Source organism: Syntrophotaleaceae bacterium (genome assembly GCA_041390365.1).
In the GTDB taxonomy this organism is placed as follows: Bacteria; Desulfobacterota; Desulfuromonadia; order Desulfuromonadales; family Syntrophotaleaceae; genus JAWKQB01.
Genome location: JAWKQB010000002.1, coordinates 806,670 through 825,260, shown reverse-complemented (window position 1 = coordinate 825,260; position 18,591 = coordinate 806,670). Strand labels below are relative to the sequence as shown.

General features: G+C 37.3%; 16 protein-coding genes. 1 reads left to right on the top strand and 15 read right to left on the bottom strand.

What is annotated here, in order from left to right:
• The first annotated feature begins 220 nt into the window (after positions 1-220).
• The gene (locus R2940_10975; protein MEZ4600297.1) at positions 221-442 is read left to right on the top strand and encodes a hypothetical protein; all 222 of its coding nucleotides are present in this window, start codon (positions 221-223) and stop codon (positions 440-442) included.
• A 273-nt stretch (positions 443-715) separates the two neighbouring features.
• On the opposite strand, the gene R2940_10970 is transcribed toward R2940_10975, so the two are convergent.
• The 15 genes from R2940_10970 to R2940_10900 form a co-directional block, all read right to left on the bottom strand.
• Positions 716-1,906: a glycosyltransferase gene (locus R2940_10970; protein MEZ4600296.1), complete on the bottom strand. Its 1,191-nt coding sequence runs from the start codon at positions 1,904-1,906 to the stop codon at positions 716-718.
• Between the two features lie 70 nt (positions 1,907-1,976).
• Positions 1,977-3,101: a glycosyltransferase gene (locus R2940_10965; GenBank protein MEZ4600295.1), complete on the bottom strand. Its 1,125-nt coding sequence runs from the start codon at positions 3,099-3,101 to the stop codon at positions 1,977-1,979.
• A 3-nt stretch (positions 3,102-3,104) separates the two neighbouring features.
• A complete protein-coding gene (locus tag R2940_10960; protein ID MEZ4600294.1) occupies positions 3,105-4,082 on the bottom strand; it encodes a hypothetical protein in 978 nt (325 codons plus the stop codon).
• Between the two features lie 52 nt (positions 4,083-4,134).
• On the bottom strand, positions 4,135-5,280 hold the full coding sequence (locus tag R2940_10955) for a CapA family protein (protein ID MEZ4600293.1): 1,146 nt from the start codon (positions 5,278-5,280) through the stop codon (positions 4,135-4,137).
• An 8-nt stretch (positions 5,281-5,288) separates the two neighbouring features.
• Positions 5,289-6,653 (bottom strand): hypothetical protein, encoded by a 1,365-nt coding sequence (locus R2940_10950; GenBank protein ID MEZ4600292.1) that lies wholly within the window; start codon positions 6,651-6,653, stop codon positions 5,289-5,291.
• Between the two features lie 31 nt (positions 6,654-6,684).
• Positions 6,685-7,836, bottom strand: coding sequence for a glycosyltransferase family 4 protein (locus R2940_10945; protein ID MEZ4600291.1), 1,152 nt, complete (start codon positions 7,834-7,836; stop codon positions 6,685-6,687).
• An 11-nt stretch (positions 7,837-7,847) separates the two neighbouring features.
• Positions 7,848-9,017, bottom strand: a complete 1,170-nt coding sequence (locus R2940_10940; protein ID MEZ4600290.1) for an O-antigen ligase family protein — start codon at positions 9,015-9,017, stop codon at positions 7,848-7,850.
• Between the two features lie 125 nt (positions 9,018-9,142).
• Positions 9,143-10,438, bottom strand: a complete 1,296-nt coding sequence (locus tag R2940_10935) for a glycosyltransferase family 4 protein (GenBank protein MEZ4600289.1) — start codon at positions 10,436-10,438, stop codon at positions 9,143-9,145.
• A 9-nt stretch (positions 10,439-10,447) separates the two neighbouring features.
• Complete coding sequence (locus tag R2940_10930; GenBank protein ID MEZ4600288.1) at positions 10,448-11,932, bottom strand: oligosaccharide flippase family protein; 1,485 nt, start codon at positions 11,930-11,932, stop codon at positions 10,448-10,450.
• A 79-nt stretch (positions 11,933-12,011) separates the two neighbouring features.
• Positions 12,012-12,773, bottom strand: a complete 762-nt coding sequence (locus R2940_10925; GenBank protein MEZ4600287.1) for an amino acid racemase — start codon at positions 12,771-12,773, stop codon at positions 12,012-12,014.
• 32 nt (positions 12,774-12,805) lie between these two features.
• Entirely contained in the window at positions 12,806-14,671 is a 1,866-nt protein-coding gene (locus tag R2940_10920; GenBank protein ID MEZ4600286.1) for an asparagine synthase-related protein, read from the bottom strand.
• Positions 14,672-14,691: 20 nt separating this feature from the next.
• Entirely contained in the window at positions 14,692-15,801 is a 1,110-nt protein-coding gene (locus R2940_10915; GenBank protein ID MEZ4600285.1) for a glycosyltransferase family 4 protein, read from the bottom strand.
• A 35-nt stretch (positions 15,802-15,836) separates the two neighbouring features.
• Positions 15,837-16,379, bottom strand: a complete 543-nt coding sequence (locus R2940_10910) for an acyltransferase (protein ID MEZ4600284.1) — start codon at positions 16,377-16,379, stop codon at positions 15,837-15,839.
• A 15-nt stretch (positions 16,380-16,394) separates the two neighbouring features.
• Entirely contained in the window at positions 16,395-17,423 is a 1,029-nt protein-coding gene (locus tag R2940_10905) for an ATP-grasp domain-containing protein (protein MEZ4600283.1), read from the bottom strand.
• 10 nt (positions 17,424-17,433) lie between these two features.
• Positions 17,434-18,588, bottom strand: a complete 1,155-nt coding sequence (locus R2940_10900) for a glycosyltransferase family 2 protein (protein ID MEZ4600282.1) — start codon at positions 18,586-18,588, stop codon at positions 17,434-17,436.
• Positions 18,589-18,591: the final 3 nt, after the last annotated feature.

Genomic DNA, 18,591 nt, shown 5'->3' with positions numbered 1-18,591 from the left:
AAAAGGGTTGGTAAAAAGGCCATCACAAACATTTTCGGTCAACACCAGACTTCTTTAGCAACATTTAAAGAAGTACAAATGTACGCTATTGGTCGGCAGTCAGTTCATGCTCGCTTGTCTCCCTGAAAGGCGACCGAGCTGCCTTCTCCCTCCAGGGATTAATTTTTCCCTTTTTCTTGAGCCAACAGCCCTCGCCTTTGATAAGCAAGGTGGACCTGAGATGAAGCAACCGATCGACTATAGTTTGCCAAGACCTGCCATTAAGGATTTCCCCCTAATCCACATATCTCTTATTCAAGATGCAGCAGACGGCTTGGGGGAACGCAGAGATCGTTCCTCAAGAACTGGAATTGCCCTGAAAACCCATATTGAAGGGAAAGAAAACTTTTTTCAGTTCGCCTCCAACACCGTAGCCACCTATACGCAGCCTTTCTGCATCTAGTGGACGAAAGCCGGCTACAAAACTTTAAGGGTTGCGGACTCTTTCCCAAATTTTGGATCGGATGTTGTCCAGAACCCGGGTACCCAGGTAACCCTTAGGCTTCTAAATAACGTCGTGCTCCCTGGATCCTCAACACGAAGTAATATCTCAAGCCGACTCAAGAAAAACATTTCCTCCAGGTTTAAGCCCAAACCCCGCGAGGTCCGACCAAGATAAACAGACTTAGCTGGCAATAGCTCCTAACCTACTGCATCATGTCCACAACTACTTCAATTATTCGCTTCCTGATAATCCTGTATGTTCGTCTATGCAATAATCTCCAACTAATCTTTGGTAATATTTTTCATATTCTTTTATCTTTATATTCCAATCATATTTTTCATTCACAAGACGCGCTCCTGCACATCCCATTTTATCCGCTAAATTCTCATCATTTAATAGCTTTAAAATTGCCTCAGCCAAAGCATGATGATCATCGGGTGGAACCAAAAAACCGTTCTTCCCTTCCTCGATCAATTCTGGGTTCCCGCCAACATTCGTAGCTACTATTGGGATTCCAGCAGCCATATACTCTAATAAGGCATTGCAAAACCCTTCGGAGTCAGAGCAAATAACACCTACGTTAAAACTTTTGATGTATGAAATAGGATTATCCTTGCGACCGACCCAAACCAAATGGTCTGCAACCCCTAAAGTTTCTGAGAGGGTAACAAGTTCTTTTTTTAACTTTCCATCTCCAATAATCACAAATTTACAATCGTATCCTGTTTTTAGAACTTCAGATAGTGCCTTTATGAAAAGATCTACACGTTTTACCTTTCTATTGAAGTTCGCCACAATGCCAACAATTTTGTTCCCTACATCAATCTGTGAAAATTCACGGACAAAATCACTAGCTTCAACCAAGGTGAATTTTTCTATATCAATTCCATTTTTAATAACATCAATCTTACAGGGAGTAATTTTTTCTGCTCCTTTTGTAATTTCTTTTATACTTTCTGAATTAACTAAAATCCTATCGGTAATTCGATTGAGAATTTTAAGAAAAAAAAGCAATTTTTTATCATACCAAAATCCCATATCCCTTCTGCAGGAGATAACGTAAGGAACTTTAGCGAGCCTAGCTGTAATTACTCCTAAAAAAATTGAATCAAAAAAGGTTGTTTCAACAATGTCAATCTTGTTTTTTACGATTAATTTCCAAAGTAAAAATATTTTATAAGGTAGCTTTAAAGACTTAAAAGAATAAAAATGGATTATCTCGTTTTTACATAAAATCTTATCAAAAATTTCATTATGAAATCTCTTTTGTAAACAACATAAAACCGGATTAAATCGGCTTTTATCAATGTACCGAATTCTATCTATCAATTGTCTTTCAGCCCCACCTACCATTCCATATTTGGAAGCTATGAAATCAATTATGAACAGAATATTTATTTTTTTCCCCTTTTCATTTTTCATAAAATGACGAAACCACCCAAAAAAATTTTTGATTTATGCAAAACAAGGTCTGAAAGTATTTTGAGCTCAGTTATAAAGAAGAGTGTCTATAAATACTTTCGATATTCCGAGTCATACTTTCTGCTGAAAATTCCCTAAGAATCTTTTCTTTCCCCAAGGCCTTCCAATTGGAATGAAATTCATTCTTTTCAAGGTAGCTCTCAATGGACTTTGCAAGTCCCGTCGCATCCCCAGGAGAAACAAGCAGGCCATTAACCCCATCTTCAATTATCGATGGGATTTCCCCGACTTTGGTTGCAATGACATTTACCTCCATAGCCATGGCTTCCAACAAAACATAGGGCAGACCTTCACGTAGAGACGGTATGACGAGGCAATCAATATCCTTATACAGCCTTCCCATATCGGAACGGACACCTAACATGTGAATCACCTGGTTCAACCCCAAACGGTTTACATGAGCCTCAATATGGGTGCGAAAAGGACCATCCCCGACCACTAGGGCGCAAATATCCTTTCCAGTCCCTATGACTTTCGCAAATGCATCAAGAAAAATAATATGCCCCTTGTCTGGATAAAGGCGACCTATAACTGCAAATACCTTTCGCCCCTTGCATTGGGGGGGAATAGGCGAGCCCATAATGCGGTCTAACCTACACTCCAATGTAGAAAAATCAAGACCGTTTCGTACAGTAACAACCTGTTTTTTGGATAACCCTGCATCCAAAAGGTCTGCTTCCAACTCTTTCGATACAGTTATTATCTTATGAAATTGTCTCCAAATAACCTTCTCATTAAAGAGCAAATAAAATTTTTTCCTCAGGGAATCCCTGGTTGAACCATGGGCCGTTGCAATACGTTGGACTTTCAATCCTTGTGAAGCCAACCATCCATAAAAATCCGACTTAAAGTCATGGGAATGAAAAATGGATACCTTCTCACTTTGGAACAATCGTCGAATTTTCAGTATACCCGAAAGGTCCAGCTTTCCTTTAATATCGACTGTAAAAACCGATACTCCTAGATTTCTGGCCTCTTCAATCAAGGAATTACTGGCACCGTCGCCTCGTTTCATACACAAGAGCGAGATTTTAAATTCCTTTCTGTCATAATTTTTAAGTAGAGCAAGTATTACCCTTTCAGCGCCAAAAATTCCGCGGCCGTCCCTGATATGCATCACATGAACAGGTTGCATTTCTCAACCCCCAGCCGACCATGACTTAATAGTCGTTTCAAGAACCGCACGTTTATTATCCCAATCAGCATTCAAAAAGGATTTTAACTCCACTACCTCCTTCTGCAGAATCTTCCTTTTGCTGTTCACAATTTCGATGCCTCTCCGAATGCCACTGGCTGTATTATCAACATATACGGCTCCCCTCTGAAAATACTCACGAAGCGCAGCAGTATCAGAAATAATCAATATTTTTTCCACAGCAACTGTTTCATATGCACCGCAAACAAGGCAGTTCTCTCTGGTAGTCAGATCGATTGTAGCATCGACTGAATTCAAAAGATCCAGAAACTCTTTTTCTGGAACGAAGCCTGTCAAAATTACGTTAGGAGGAAGATTTTTAGGCTCTATATGCTTCTTCCTATAGTTTCCCGTCACATAAATTATAAAATCCTCTGGAAGCTCCGCAGCAGCATCAAATACAGCCTGATAAGGCTCATCAGAAGAAAAGGTACAAATAAACAGCAAATTTAGGCGACCTTTCAATTGAAGGGTTCTGGTATTAAAGAAAGTTGGGATTCGGTCAGGTAGAACAACGCCTCTCCCCCCGTTTTTCTCAACAAAAACCTGAAGATTTTTATTTGTTACAATGGTAATATCAGCGCATTTTTGCACGATGCGGGCTAGAAGCAAAAGAAATCGCGATTTTCCTTCTGCTGGAAATAATCCTGCATTATGCGCATCGACACAAACCCTTGTTTTGAAAATTTTTTTTGTCATGGTCATAAAAAAAGCCAGTACAAGGGAGGGGTTTTGACAAAAAACAATCTGTGGCTTTTCTTTTAATAAAATTTTTATTGTTTTATAAATTCCAGTGTAATACTTTAAAAAGTAGTTTTTGATATTATCAATTTCATACAATTCAAATAATTCAACATTTAATGCTTTACTCAGCTCGCGGTTTCGACGTTGCCTTTCCCATGTGATCCATATTTTTTTCATAATCTTTGCCTTTTTTACCAACCTTATCGATTTTTTTTATAAATCTTTAAACTCATTCATATGGGTTTGTTGTTTTCCCCATCGCAACCTCAATAGATTTTTTAATTTTATAAAGAAGATGACGAACATGATGAAACCGCAATTTTTTTAATTTTAAATGAAAATTTTTAAAATCAATAATAGTTTTAATACGCAAGTCCCACTCACGTTTAAAAGAATAAATTTTCCAAAAAAATTTGTAGTTGGGATAACCCAATCGCTTAGACAAGTCTAAATAGCTCATTTCTCTGCTATAGGAACTATCATGAACAATTCGATTTTTTTCTTTTATTGAGCAAAATTTCCGTTTACTTTTTATTTCTTTATTCTTTGAAATGTAAATCTCTAAAATCATTCCTTTTCGATTTTCTTCGGTCAATAATAGTTTTGCTGTTCTTTTCTGCCCATCTTCTCCAAAATAACTCCAAGGAACATCATCGAATAAAAAGTTTCCTGAACTATATGAAACAATTGCAGAATCCAACTTTTCTTCACCCTGTAATACGTGTGGATGGTGACCAAGAACAATGTCCACACCGGCTGAAACCAATTTTTTGGCTAAAACGCGTTGCTGAGGTGATGGATAAGAATAATGTTCAATTCCCCAATGTAATGAAAGAATTACAATATCGCACGTTTTTGAACATTCCAGTACACGTGGAATGATTTCATCCTCTCGAAAATAGGCTACCCCAGGTTTATTGAATTCTGCGTAAGATGGCGAGGAAACTTCAACAACAGTGCGTGCGAGAAAAGCGATTTTTTTCCCTTGTAGATTAATTATCAAAGGAGAATTTGCAGTCTCAATATCTTCCCCAGCTCCTGCGTAATAAATCCCCGCCCTATCCAAAGCCTCCATAGTGGAAAAAAGACCTTCCACCCCATAGTCCATCATATGATTATTAGCTAGAGAAACAACCCCGAAGCCACATTTTTTCAAAACATCAGCCCAACCAGGATGCCCCCTAAGTGTACATTTCCCTTCAACTTTCTGCCCAAGCTCCTCACTTAAGAGGGGGCATTCTAGATTTCCGACAACCAGATCAGCATTAGCCCAAAGGGAAATAATGTCCCTAAATGGGACAGTAGATGGCCGGTCTGCCAATTCCCCCATGAATGAAATATCCCCAACAGAAGATATAAATATTTTTTCATTCATTTTTTCATTTAACTTCTTTTAGGAAGGTTGCATATGCAAAAACGAGTTTTCCCCGATTTTTCTTTGGGAATTTCTTCAACGAAATTTTTTTCAATCTTTAACTGATCTCCGAAATAGCTAAATAATTTTTTATCCAATTCAAGGATATCTTCTTCAGAGAAATTTTCTCCTTTTACAATTTTCACAGAGATTCTATCAATTTCATTCTGGATAAATTGTAATGCTTGAATTCCCTGGCAATCTTCAATGACGCGATCGCAGAGAGAAACACCTGGAATATATTTGCCGTCTGGCGTCAGAAAAACATCTGTTTCTCTTCCAGCAAAAAACTTCATTTTTGGAAGTGGGGACCCACAAGAGCAAGCATTTTCTTCAGGAATTCCGATATCACCAATTTGGTATCGGATAAATGGCATTTCTTTATTCAATAAATCTGTAAAAATAATATTTCCCATCTCTCCAGAATTAACATCTTGGTTATCTCGAACGATTTCAGTGTATAGGCTGGAACAATTTAGATGATATCCATCATGATGGCTACATTCTATTCCAGCATACCCAGCTTCGCGACAACCATAAAATGTATATACGGGAGCTCCGAAAGCTTTTTCGATAGTCTTTCTTTGATAATCATGGCAAGCCTCAGCTGTTAGTACAACAGATTTGGCCCGATGAACTTTTATATTAGTTTTGAGGATGAACTGAGCAAGGACATAAGCAGGATTGGTATATGCTTGTAGAATTCCTGGTTTGAATTGATTAATTTTTGTAACATATTCAGACATGATTTTTTCATCCATAAGTGATGAAAATAAAAACAATTTCCGTCCAAAAAACAGATTTATTATTTTCCACTTTGTACTACTTATATTAGGTATATCTTGAGGCGCGCCCCAAAGGTAAGCGACCTTATCACCAAAGTCCCATCCCCACCATTTCCGGAAAAAATCCATTTCGGCATTTTTAAATAAAAGACGTTCTCTATCATATATTAACTTAATGGGTGAATCAGTCGTTCCTCCAGTGCCGCTGACTATTAAATCCTGTAGTTTTGCTTTTTCAGATACAAAGTCTGAAGTTTGCGCGCGCAATTTTGCCTTGGATAGAATGGGTATATTTTTAATATCTTCAAGTGTTTGAATATCTTCAGGTTTAAGCCCAATTTGGTCCCATTCCTTTCGATAAAAAGGAACATGATGATAAGCTTCATAAACAATTTCTTTAACTTTTTTTAATTGGTAGCTTCGTATTTCGCCGTAGCTTTTGGAATGTAAAGTTTTTAGAACCTTTAGATAAGGAAGATAATTTTCCCCTTTGTATTTTAACAAAGAGGGCTTGAATAATTTTTCAAAAATTGGTTTATATAAATCCATACAATTTCCTTCTGAAAGCACGCAATTTGGTTTACAACAATTGCTTATAAAGTTGTTCTAGTCTAATGGCAGTGTTGGTTACGTCAAATCTTGCTTTTGCAACCGGGATAAAATCTATAAATTCTGTTTTCATTTGCTGAAAGTTTGATTTGATATTAAGTATTTCTTTAACCATTCCATCAACATCCTTAACAGGAACCAAAATTCCGGGTGTACCAGCAAGAACCTCACGCAGGCCAATACATGAAAAACCAATCACAGGCGTGCCAGCTATTAAAGCTTCCATGGGCACCAAGGGACAAGCCTCACCAAGTGACGGAATAAGTAAGATATGAATTTTTGATAATGCATTGTAAGTATTTTTTACAAATCCTGGAAAAATAAAATACTGTGTTAATTCTCGTTGTTCGATTATTTTTTTGTACTCTCTAAAAAATCCACCAAAGGTACCTATAGAGACTACTCGAAATTCTGTAAATTGATGCTTTTTTATTAATTCCTCTACGATATCAATAATATATGGAAAGCCTTTTTCGGGCATAAATCGACCAAGGAATCCCAACAAAAAGATATTACCAGGAAGCTGAATCTTTTCTTTAATTTCGGTGGATTTAATAAATCCATCAATATCTATACCATTTGAGTTGGCAACAATTCTTGCACCTAGCTTACTTAATCCTGGGAAATTCTGAAGAAGGTTTATCCTCGCATCTTCGCTAACAGCTTGAATTAAGGATGCTCTTTTTAAAATAAGTTCTATTAATTTTCTCTTCAATCTAGGGAATGTCTCCCAAAAAGAATCAGATAATTGACCTGCTCTAAAAACATGATGCAAGGTTATGATATGTGGTTTCTGAAAAAAAAGATTAATAATGCAAGTTATTAATCCTGCCGTATATCCTTGACTGTGTATTAAATCTATTTTTTGGAAAATCAAAGCCTTTAGAACAGTTTTTGCGAGAGCAAAAAAATCATTTTTTGAACTTGAACTTATTACTTTAAAATTGATATCACCAAACTCTTCCTTCAAATCTTCAGCTCTTTTACAATCTTGCGAAGCCAGAATAAATTCATATTTATATTTATCGAATTTTATAAAAGTGTACTTAATATAAGTTCTAATACCGCCAACGGGGTATTTAACAGGAACAAGAATTGTATATTTTGAACTTTCTGCCTTCACAAATATTAGCCTCATCTTTTCATTATAATTTGTTTTTCTGCCATGTTTTGCCTGGAAATATGGAGAGCAAGCATTCCAAAAACATACCAATTGAAAAAATACAAACTATGCGCACCTAAACCAATCAACATTCGAACAAGAAGCGACAGCATAAGACCAAGTGCGAGATAATGATAGCAATATTTCGAATCATTTAAATCATATTTTATATTTTTTCTTGATTCATTGAGACTGCGCAATACGTTATACATAAATATAAACCAAGTAATTGCCCCAGGTACACCGAGATCTCCCACCAATTGTCCATACATGTTGTGCGACATCATTCTATGACCAAAATATTTCCCAGAAGCAAGGATATAACACCCAGGTCCAACACCGAAAAAATTTCCTTTGCGAACCATTTCGATTCCGTGTACCAAACGAATTAAACGACCCTCGGCGCTATCTGGGTTAATTCTACTAAAAGTATCCATTAAAAGACCACCAAACACTAAAAACACCCCTCCTATTACAACAAAAATCCACTTCGAACTTGTTATTTTGGAAGAAAAGAATATTAAACATAAAAATAGAAAAAGAAGCCCAACAACACCTCCGCGTGAGTTACTACCAATTAGTGTAATTAGAAATACTAATAGAGGAATTATTGAAACAATTTTGAAAATCTTATTGTCAATAAGAAACGGAAGAAATATTGCTATCGGTATCATTTGATTCATATTGTTAGCAAGAGAAACATGACCAGAAAGAATACCAAGATCAGCGACAAAAACATCTCCGTATAAATGTACGTTCCCCGAAGTCTTGAATAAAAACCTGTACATGGGCTCATAAGCCAAATATAAATACATAAAAACTATACTGAATATAACAATTTTGATATCTGCTTCATCTTTTACCGAAACAAGAACTCCCATTGCGATAATGAGTACAATTAAAAAGTGGTATACGGAATTTTCCCATGAAAAAAGATAATCCCAGGCAAAAAGAAAAGAAAGAGAATATGCTATTAAAAAGTATAAAAAAGTTCGAAAAATTGGATGTGTTTTTATATCCTGGTCGAGAGAAGTTAATTTTAAAATTATGATAATCAGGAGTATGCAACCATAGATTAATTGTGCTTTTATACTTATGAAAATTGGAAAATGGTAAGACACTTTCCAATAATAAAAAATCATGAACCCCATAAAAAGAAAAGCTGACCTTTTCATTCCTAGAAGGATATAGATAAAACAAACTATTGGTCCTAGAATGCGTAATGAATCTGGATGAGGTAACACTTTTTTACCTTTTTCTTAATTTTTTAATAACTTATTTTTATGATATTTGAAAGTATATTTTGAAACCGTTCAAGAACTTTTTCGACATCAAGCTCACCCACAGCTTCTTCATTTCTTCTATAAAATTCAGGAAATGCTTTCCCCTCTTTTTTACTTTGGATTGCTTCAAATAGAACAGATATCACTAATTCACAATCATCTTTTTCAAATACAAAACCAGTACCGGTATTTTTTAAGATACTTGATGCTTCCCCAGGGGGGAAAAAACCATAAATTGGGCGTTGGGCAGCAATATATTCAAATAGTTTGGAAGGTACGTACGACGCCGCTTCTTTCCCGGTTCCCAAAGTTACCCAGAGAGCATCAGCACAACACATTATTCTCCTGGCCTCCTCCAGTGGAACCCATGGTTCAAAAGAGACATCATCGACCAAGTCAAGATCGGATACAATTTTTTTGGTTACCATATCGGAACATCCAATTAATTTTAATTTAATTCCATGGAACTCGGGAATTCCTGGAGGTTGACAACCTTGTTTCCACCTTGCCAATGCCTCGAGTAGTCCATAAGGTTTGAAATTAGGGTAAAAAGTCCCGGTATGAACTATAGTAAAATAATCGTTTGATATTACTGTATTGTTAGGTAATTCAAACTTTTGCATTCCGTTTGGGAGATAATATACTTTATTATCAGTAATACTTGGAAAGGCTGAACAAAGTTGGTTCTGATTAGCCCTAGTGTTCGCAAAAAGGACAGAAGCATTTTTTATAATTAATTTTTCGAATGCTCTTTCCAGAAAAAATAAAAATCTTCTATTCAAGTCATCTTTGCAATAAACATTCAAGGTCCATGGATCTCGGAAGTCAGCCACCAATGGTTTCCCTGAAAACTTTGATAATATAACCCCTGCCAAATGAGTTGAATGTGGCGGCGAGGTTGTGTAAATTGCATTAAATCCTCTTTTTTTTTGAATTTTCAAACCTTCTAAAACAACAAAAGGAATCCAAAAGACCATATGATCAGGAAAACTAAAAACACGGAGCCCTAGACTTCTGAGTACCTTAAGCATCCAGTTTTTGGGTTTCCACTGTTGCAATCTTAGCCAAGGATCAATTGTTTTTGTTCTGGTAATTCGCAATGAAGACAATTTTTCTTTTTTTTCGCATTCAGAAATTGGCTCCCCAAGAGGACGAATTGTCACAACATCAACTTCCCATCCTTCCGAGGCTAGATGGGTTGCTAGACGTTCCGACCGGACCGCTCCGGCAGATGAATTTGGCTTATAAGGATAACTGATAAAAAGTATTTTCTTTGTCAACTAGAGACCTCATGCAACTTTAATTTTTTTAGAAACATTTTTTATGATTCCCAAAAACCTTATTTTTTCTTCTGAGGTAAAAAAGCTTATGGTGAAAAGTCCAAATAAGTACAGAAAAGGAATACTTATTATTTTTACTATTATAGAAACCCAGGCCATTTGAATTTCAATATTTTGCATTATTAAAAATATTGCCGTTACCACAATGATAATTTTAAAAATTCTCCCTAATTCGAATTTCACTTTATAAAAGTTACTACTAAAATAATAAGTAAATGCTGTTTTATAAATAAAAGCAAACAATGTTATCCAGGCTGCACCAAAAATGCCGTATTTTGGTATAAATAAAAAATTTAATGCGAGAACAAGAATGCCATTTGATAAATTTATATAAGCAAGATACTTTGTTTTTTTGTGAACAATTATTCCTATATTCAAATGGTAATGAAATGAAAATACTATATTCGCCAAAACAATTATTGGAACAATTTTATAAGCTGACCAAAACTTTTCCTCAGCCATCAACATAAGTACATCTTTTGTCATGACCGATATGCATAAACCCACAAAAAGTATCAATAAAAGAAAGTATGTAAAAATTCTACCAAATACATTTTCCGAATCTTTCTGCTTGTATACTTCAAGTCGTCTTGGTTGGTAAACTTGATTGAATGGATCAGAGATAAAAGTACCTGGAAGAGTTCCGAACCTATATCCAAGTGCATATAACCCTGCATCCGCAATCGAAACATATTCTTTAATAAAAAATCGGTCTGAAAGATGAACTATGAAAGCACCAAATTGGGAAGGGATCAGAGGAAGTCCAAAACGAAGCATTTCTACAAGCTTGAACCTGGAAAACCGAAATCCCACGCGAATTAAAAGTGGTAGGGTGAAAAAAATAGCCACTATGAAAGAGGTCAACAGGTTACTCAGTAAAATCCCCATAACACCAATTTTGAGAAAACATACAAAATATATGTTTAAACCAATGGTTATAAACATTCCAGAAAAAGAAATTCCTATGAAAGAAAGGGATTTTTTCCTCGCTTTTAGAAAACTGTATGACAGATTATTAATCGTTTGAAACCATAGAGTAGAGAAAGAAATATAAAAAAAATGCTTTAGATCTGGATTATCGAGAATCGTACTAGCAATAGTTGATGACGCTAAAGAAAGAAGGCATACAGAAATCAAACAGATCGTGCCAATACTGATAACAGCTGTACTGAATACCTCATTACGATTTTTTTCATCTTCATAATTAAAATAAAATCGATAAAAAGCCCCTGAAATTGCTGTCGCAAGAAGTATTGCAATAACATCAGAAGAAAGACCAACCAGCTCCTTAATCCCATAATCATAAGGAGTCAAAAAACGGGTATAGACCGGCAGCAATAGTAAGGACACGATTCGCTGCATGAACGTTCCCAGGCTGTAAACTGCAGAATGCCTTGCAAGGAGTTTTATTTCTTGTTTTATTCCCAGGGTCATAAATATATTCGCCCTCTCCGGGCAACCTAATAAATAAAAATTTTTAAAATGCTCTAGAAGACCTGAATGCCCGAGCTAGTCAACGGTAATGCCCACAGATCATATTCTGTCCAGCAAAATCAAAAAAATCCTCTTTTGTCTTACGACCGCAAAAGCGAATCGCTTCAGAAGCGAGGATTTTTACCGGATCGATCAACGGAACATCAAAATCACCCTGCTTCATAACGAGTGGGATTTCCGTACACCCAGCAATAAGGCATTCCGCCCCCATGGCAATCAAATTGTTTGCAGCTATTATTAGTTTTTCCCTGGGAGCTCCATCAGTAAATCCAGCTTTTATACCATCAGGCCCATATATGGACCGCATAACGAGGTTTTGCTGATCGGATGGATTGGGCACTACAGGCAAAATTTTCGATTTACTCAATTCATCTTGAAAAAGGCCAGTTTGGACTGTCCCACTGGTAGCCAAAATACCTATTTTTTTTATCCCAGGAAAAGAATTGTTTATGAATTTGCATGTTTCAAAAATGGCATTCAGAATTGGGACTTTTATACATTTGCTAAACTCAGCGAAAAAATAATGCGAAGTAACACAAGGAATGACAATCAAGTCAACACCACAATTGGAGAGAAAAATCGCTGATCTTTGCAGTTCAGGAACAGGAGAGGATCCATTGAATAAAATTGCTGCTGTTCGGTCTGGAACATGGCTATTATTGTGAATAATTATTTCAAGGTGATCTTGATCACAGGTGACATGGGTATGGGAAACAATAGCATGAAACATGTTTACAGTTGCTTCAGATCCCAAGCCTCCAATAATCCCCAATTTCTTCATTTACTTTAAACTCCGATTTTATGAAAGAATTATTAATAACAAGGATTTTCATCGATGAAATATTGAAACCACATTTCCAACATGACAAGTTTCCCGATTTCATCCATCGAAATTTGACTCCGCAAACAATTATTCAATAATGAGCTCATCATCGTACAGTTAAAAATTTTTCTTTCTTTGGCTTGATCACTTGTTAATATTTTGTAAAGAAACCTTCTATTTTCAACGTCACGCCTGAAATTCCGGTCTTCAAACTTAACTACCCAGGGGTGAGGAAGACATAATCGACCTCTCGATAATTTGCCCACATACCATTCCAAATTCTGACATAAACTTTTTAATTGCCTCTTCAATCCATCTGTTCGACCATGTAGGTCAGAGCAGGTTGACCACCAAGGAATTTTAGCAAGATCCGGGTAATGTTTTTTATATAACTCTTTGTAAAGACGATGATTGAGGAGCAATTCTGGTTTAAGCTTAAGGTAAAGTCCAAACAATTCATAACTGGCAAACGGATACTGATCATCAAAATAAAGGTGATTTTGATCGATTGAAATCATCCCGCGACGAATTCTGTTGTATAAAAACAAAGCATCTTGCTGAAAATATGGTAAATTACTTTGATTTTTGACTCTATCCATTTCTTGTTTAATTGTATTACAACCATAATCATTTACAATTTTTTTAATATTTTCATTTAAGAATGGTATTAAATAAGAGTAGCGATGTCCATTCAGACCTTTATCTATACGCGTAATTTGTTGTTCGTAACTATAATTCGCTTCCGTATCCTGTTCTGAAAAATATGGTGATCCGAAACTCAAATGTCCGCCGAAAATTCCATTCAACATACGATCAAAATTGTTACCAAGACAATTATCTAAACCGTGTTGCCAGGCCAATCCGCAGGACCCGTACTGAGCCTCTGATTGCCAAGCCATGTTTTTAAAATATTCCCGAAGCCAACCATCCGAAGCGGTGAATCGCTTAGGAGGTGGAATTTCTAATGTTTTGCAGACTTTTTTAGCTAATTCGTACTCATAAGAGAAAAAAGATCCTTGGGTCGAAGTAGTAATATCAACTTCAGTTTGAGATGAAACTGCTGTTATAAGACGAGAATCAAGACCTCCAGTCAGAAAGATAAGAATTTTTTGGGAGTTACCAATTCGCCTGTGCAGTGACTGCTGGAAAAATGAGAGACCCTGATCCACTGCGTAATCAAGATCAGAAAGCCCTAGTGAATTCTCATATCGGGGGGTCCAGTAACTGCAAAGAGACAAAGAATTGCTACTAACCTCTAAACAGCTGGCCGGCGGAAGAACCGAGACTTCTTGAAAAAGGGTGCGATCACCCAAAACATATGAGTACCGTAAAAAATCCGAGACGCTTTGCCAATTTATCTGTTTATTGAATCCATAAAAAGTTATAAAAAATTTCAATTCATGAGAGAAAAGAAATACATTTTTGTCTTTATAGTAGTAAAGTCTTCTGAACCCAAACCTGTCATTGAAGATAAAAAGTTTTTTTAGATTCAGGTCATAAATAGCACAATTAAAGTCTCCATTTAATTTGGACGCCAAATCAGAGGTACTTATACTATTCTGATACAACCTTCCGATAATTATTTCTGGGTTTTGGGCCGGTTCCCCAGACTCATTTCTATCATCTACCTGGAACAAGTCTCCCCAAAACGTTATTATGAGTTTTCTTTCATGGTCAAAAAAAACAGATCTTGATTTCCTATTATTAATATCAATCCTTGCAATTGAAAAATCACTTTCCGTTTTCTTCTCACACGAATAGGTTGGAAAATGGAGTGTATTTTCAACACCATTTCTAAAAGAAAGGGCATTTTCTTGACGTTTATGAAACTCCAACATTCCGCAAATGCCTGGCATAAAAATTCCTTATGGAGCCGCTATTTGCAAATCGATGAATAGATATGAAACAAATCTCTTCTGTAGTTTTCCCAATTAAAATTTGAAATAACTCTTTTCCGAGCAGCAACTCCCATGTCGTCCAACATATTTCTGTTTCTAATGCAGAAAGAAAGAGTTTTAACTAATCTAATAACATTTATAATATTTTTATCGCTAAATGGCATAAGAACACCTGTTTCTTTATGTTTCACAACCTCAGGTATCGCACCGACAGAATAAGCACAGGTTGGAACACATGCAACAGCAGCTTCGGCCGCTATCAATCCGAAAGGCTCTGGATAAATAGATGGAAATAATAATAAATCAACTTCGGAATAAAGCTTCATAAGTTCATCATGAGGAACAAATCCGAGCACCTTAACGTTTTTGAAAGACCGTAAAGTTTCTTTTATTTTTTCTTCCCTTGCACTTCCTTTGGCATCAGCAGAAGATGTCTTTTGCATGCCTCCGGCGACAATTAATTCATAGTTATTATGAATGCGTTGCAAAAATTTTAAGGATTTTATGAGTAAATCAATACCTTTTTCATAACTCCATCTACTACAAAACAGTATTCGAAAGTTATTAATTTTTTTCCTTGTTTGAATTGGAAAAGAATCTACAGCATTGTACAAAACATGACATTTTTCTGGGTTTAAAAATGGATAATTTTTGAGATAATAATTTTTTATTGATTTTGACACAAAAATATAACTGGCTTTTGCATATTGGTCTTTAACTCCTTTTATATCAACCAATGGCAAAGGAACAACGCCATCGAATCTAATTATGGTTTTTTCTGGTTTGAACAACGCCAGCAAGGGTGTCGCATTGCCCTGATAAATATCTGCATTTGTATTTGAATCTAAAAATCTCTGGTAAAAAGGAATATCAAGAAGTAATTTGTCCGTTTCAAGATATGGGATCGCTTTTAATTGTGGATGATTTCCTATTACTTCTTTTGCATACAAGGTTGCAATGACACCTGCCTCTCGTAGCACCTTTAATTCACCTAGCTCCATTCTCTGCATGCCGAACGGCTTATTCAAATCAATAATACTGTTCGAATAATGCAAGATTGCGACTTTATACCCATTAAATGAATACATTTTTCCAACCACCTGTTAATCTACTGCAATTCAAATCAAATTCTTTGTCCAATTTTTCGTGCAGGATTTCCTGCAAGGACAATACCTTCTGGGTAATTTTTCGCACCAACAACAGATCCGGCAGAAACAACCGATTTGCTTGCCAGAACGGTTCCGGGCATGATAAAACTGTTCGCACCAATCCAGACGTCCTCGTTTATTACAACCGGATGGTGACTATACCCCTGAAGTCTAACTGGAATTTCAGGGTCGGAAAACACATGATTTTGTGTCCAGATTTTAACGTATGGACCTAGCATTGTATCATTTCCCAAAACCAGCCCTCCTCCAGCCTGGATGTAGTTGTTATATCCAATTGATACATTGTCTCCACACTCAATTCTTTCAGGATGAATAATTATTGAGCCGGGAAGAACGTGTAAATTTTTACCAACTTTTTTAAATCTTTTTGCATACCACCATGCTCTTACATGTATGCCGAAAAATCCTGGAAAATCACGAATTATATACTCCACAATCGCAAATCTAATTGATTTATCTACTATGTCCCAATACAATCTTTTAAAAGCTTTGATCATCAACCCACTCCAACCTTATTTCAAAAATTCCTCTATAATTATTTTTTCCAGATCTAGTGCATCTTCTAGGGGATCAAGATTGTAATCGTCTTTGTAGATAAAAGATGGTTTTTCTTTAAAATGATAATGATGCCAGACCGGAGAAAATTCGGTAATCAAAAAGTGATTTCTGGAATAAATCAAATCGATATTCAACCAAGTCGAGTTCAACTCTTCAGCTAACCGCATTGACAGCTCCAGGGCCTTTTGGGGTATTTCACTCCAAACCCCTGTGCCTCCGCCATCGATATTCATTTTCCACATATCCTGGCTGGCCTGCAGCCGCCAGTGCCCTTCTACGACACGCCCCTTGCCGACAACAGTCTTCAGATCCCGATCGATTTTTTCGAACCGTTGCGCCAGCAAAGGGGGGGACAGAAAGGGGTAAGGCATCCTTCTTTCTTTAATAGTGAAATACCAGAAAAGACGCTTGGATATCTGCTTGCCGAAATAATGAAAGGCGGAAGTATTAAACAGGTCCAGCTGTGAAAGTCGAAAATATTTCCACAGTTCCTTACGGTCCTCGACCTTGAATACGGTCCCCCCTCCAGCGCCGAAGCGGTTTTTCAAAATCATTGGATAACCAAATTCGGTCTCCGCGGCTTCGATATCCTGCTTGCTGTATAGCGGAATTGTGTCCGGTATCGGAAAATCATGCTTTTTCAGGAACAGGAACTGCCGATATTTATCGTTGTAATACTTGACGATTCCAGGATCAGGATAGATATCCAATTCAGGATATTCGCTGTGAAGAAATGCAATGTTGTCATGCACCTTGTACAGGGCCATGGGTGAACTGGAAGCATTTTCAAAGGAGGGGTAATAAATTGCGAAATCGACCTTCGAATAATCAAATTCCATCCACTCATGGCTGTCGAAATCCAGAATTGTGTACTCGATGCCGTAATACTCAAGTTTCTGCCTGAAGGCTTCGAATCGCTCCTTTGATTTATAAAGAACGGCTCTTTTACCCTTGCCTGAACCTCTAGAAAAACTCTCCCCCATCGAATTCCCCCTAATTGCGAACTGGCTTCCAGGTGGTTGCCTGTTTTTTCCTGATGAAATCGATAATTCCCATAGTAGCCGCAAGGTTGACCAGGCTGAAATAGTAAGGAACCGTCAAAAGGCGGTTCTTGCCGCCTGACGCTTCGAGACACCAGCCAGCCATTGCTAACAGGAAAAAAACAAGATAAAGGGTCAAGGCAGTCGCGAAAAAGGCCTTCCCGCTCAATGCGGCACAGGCCGAAATGTGCAGAATGACCAGTGGTCCGACAAACCAGCGCAATACCTTGTGAAAGAAAATTTGCGCAGCTAGGAATGGATTTTTAACCGGATTCAGCAATCGCCTATATGTGGCAAGTCCCGTAAGGCCTCGCAGGGTAATGCGCCGCCGGGTTCTGAACTCCTGACCTGACTGGCGGGTTGGATCTTCATCGACAACGGCGTCCGGTTCAAGAACCACTTTCTTTCCCTGCTCCAGAACAAGCAGAGGTGTCAGCAGATCGCTGATTGATTGGGGGGCCAGAGGGACGTAACATGACCTTCTAACAGCATACAGTGGACCATCGACGCCAATTAAACTGCCTAACCTCGATTCCAGTTCGCGAATCTTGAACTCATATCGCCAGTAAAGACCCTGACTGTGGGTGTTAATGTTTTCATCTGTATTGACAAAACGCATGCGACCTCCCACGGCCCCAATACGGGAGTCAGCAAAATTGCGAACCATACTGCGAATGGCATCTCGATTGAGGAACGAAGCCGCATCGGTAAAGATAATAATTTCTCCCTCCGAAGCAACCACCAGGTCATTCTGCACAGCTGTTTTGCCACGGTTTTCCGTATAATCAAATACCTTTATCCGGTTGGAAGCTGTCTCCTTTGCAAGGAGAACAGTGTTATCGCTCGAGCCATCCGAGCCGACCAAAATTTCAAGCTTTTCTGCTGGATAATCAAGCTCTAAACAATTTTTTAATTTTCGAACGATGTCCCTCTCTTCATTGTATGCAGCAATAAGAATGCTGACTTTTGGTTCCCATTCGGAACGCTTTACTGCAGTGGCAAAAACCCTGCCAAAAAGGGCGATAAACAGCGGATAGAATAGATAACTGGACAGACACAACAAAAAAGTCAGCCAGAAAATGAGCATCCAAAGTGAGCTAAAACTCATCCC